Origin of the sequence: Xanthomonas sp. SHU 308 (genome assembly GCF_000364645.1) — a bacterium.
Taxonomy (GTDB): Bacteria; Pseudomonadota; Gammaproteobacteria; order Xanthomonadales; family Xanthomonadaceae; genus Xanthomonas_A; species Xanthomonas_A sontii.
In genome coordinates, this window is record NZ_AQOK01000384.1 from 1 (window position 1) to 1,952 (window position 1,952).

3 protein-coding genes are annotated in these 1,952 nt (G+C 71.7%); 1 reads left to right on the forward strand and 2 read right to left on the reverse strand.

The window, feature by feature from the left end; genetic code table 11:
* Positions 1–395: haloacid dehalogenase-like hydrolase (locus D588_RS0113000; RefSeq protein ID WP_017916285.1), on the forward strand; the 395-nt coding region annotated here is incomplete at its 5' end.
* Between the two features lie 27 nt (positions 396–422).
* On the opposite strand, the gene D588_RS0113005 is transcribed toward D588_RS0113000, so the two are convergent.
* Together D588_RS0113005 and D588_RS0113010 are read right to left on the reverse strand one after the other, a co-directional pair.
* Positions 423–1,439 (reverse strand): glycoside hydrolase family 5 protein, encoded by a 1,017-nt coding sequence (locus D588_RS0113005; protein WP_232764294.1) that lies wholly within the window; start codon positions 1,437–1,439, stop codon positions 423–425.
* Between the two features lie 194 nt (positions 1,440–1,633).
* The coding region (locus tag D588_RS0113010; RefSeq protein WP_017916287.1) for a TSUP family transporter at positions 1,634–1,952 on the reverse strand (319 nt) is incomplete at its 5' end.

The window sequence follows — 1,952 nt, forward strand, 5'->3', positions numbered from 1 at the left end:
TGTTCGCCCGGCACCGCGCCGCCGGCGATCGCGTGGTGGTCGCCACCGGTGCGCCGCCGGAACTGGCGCGCGCCATCCTCGGCTTCGTCGCGCACCAGGACGTGCCGGTGGTCGGCAGCCTGATCGGCCCGCGCCTGGGCGCGGTCACCGCCACGCGCCACTGCCACAACGAGGAAAAGATGCGCATGCTGCGCGAACTGGGCTACGGCGAGATCGCCATGGCCTATTCCGACAGCACCGCAGACCTGCCGCTGTTGCAGGCCGCGGCCGCGCCGGTGGTGGTCAATCCCAAGCACGGCGCGGTGGCGGTGTTCCGCCGGCTGCTGCCGTCCGGCACGCCGATCCTCAACTGGGGCTGCCGCGACCGCGCCGGCGACGCTGGCGGTTCCCGCTAGGGCGCGCCGCGGCGGGGAAGGCCGGCATCAGCCGCCGGCAGCCCCGCGGTAAGCGCTGTCGCTGCCCACCAGCGCATGGTGCAGCGGCGCGATCCATTGCCCGCGGTCGATGTCGTAGGCGCCGAAGCTGCCCTCGAATTCCCAATACGCCCAGGCGAAATGGCGTTTCTCGGCGGCGTTGACCACCGCCACCGTCCAGGCCAGGCGATCGGCCGGCGGCGCCTGCTCGTAGGCACCGAACTCGCCCAGCAGTACCTGCCGATGGTGCGCCTTGGCCCAGGCCGCGATGCGGTCGAATTCCCCGTACAGCTTGGTCCGGTCGGCCGCACTGCCCCAGCTCACGCCGGTGTGGTCGCGGATGTCCGCAGGGGCCCACGGCGCGCCCTGGTGGGTGAAGCGGAACGGGTTGTAGTAGTGCACGGTGACCAGCAGGTGCGCATCGTCCTCGGGCAGGCGCAGGCTGTCGAGCGCGGTGAAGGAATTGCTGCTGGCCGGGCCCACCACCACCGTGCGGGTCGGATTGTCGCGGCGGATGATCTGCAACGCATCGCGTAGCAAATCGTTCCACACCGCGCTGGTCATCTGGCCGTTGGGCTCGTTGAGGATCTCGAACAGCACCGACGGCGGCGCATGGCGGTAGCGCGGGGCGACCTGGCTCCAGAACGCCAGCAGCCTGGTCCGGCACAGCGCGGCATCGGCGGCGCACGGGTGGAAGTCGTGTTCGTCCAGGATCACGTTCAGGCCCGCGGCGGTGGCCTGGTCGACCACCGTATCCAGCGTCTTCAGCCAGGTCGGGTCGAGCCGGTTGTCCGCGTCCATGTGCGCGAACGCCTGCAGGTTGACCCGCACCGTGCGGAAGCCGCCGTCGCGGATCGTGCGGTACAGCGGCGGGCGGAAACGCGCCTTCGCCGGGTCGTTCCACAGCGGGTCGTAGCCGAGGATGTTGACCCCGCGCCCGAGCCGGGCGAAGGCGTCGTCGGCCTGCGCGCGCGGCGCCGGCAGCGCCAGACACAACAAGGCCAGGAGCAATGGGATGGCACGCATGGCGGTCTCGCGGGGCAGGGGAGTGGCGAGACGCGCGGCCATCGGCGGCGGCATCCCGGCCGCGATCATCGCGCGGCCCACCCCGGCAAAAGCGAACGCGGCCTGACCGCAGATCGGGTCACCAGCGCAACGGCTTCAGGCGCCGCGGAGACCGCCTTTGCGAATCCCGACTCCCGACTCCCAAATCCCCGGCGTCAGCCCACCCAGCGATACAGCGCCCCGCCCACCTGATACAGGCTGATGCCCAGCACCAGCAGGCCCACCGCCACCAGCACCCAGCGCTCGCGCACGCGCTTGACCAGCAGCGCCGCCAGCGGCGCGGCGAGCATGCCGCCGACCAGCAGGCCGAGCACGATGTCCAGGTGCTGCACGCCCATGGTCAGCAGGAAGGTCAGCGAGATCGACAGCGTCACCAGGAACTCGGCGGCGTTGACCGTGCCGATGGTGGTGCGGGCCTGGCCGCCGTGGGCGAGCAGGGTCGAGGTCGCCACCGGGCCCCAGCCGCCACCGCCG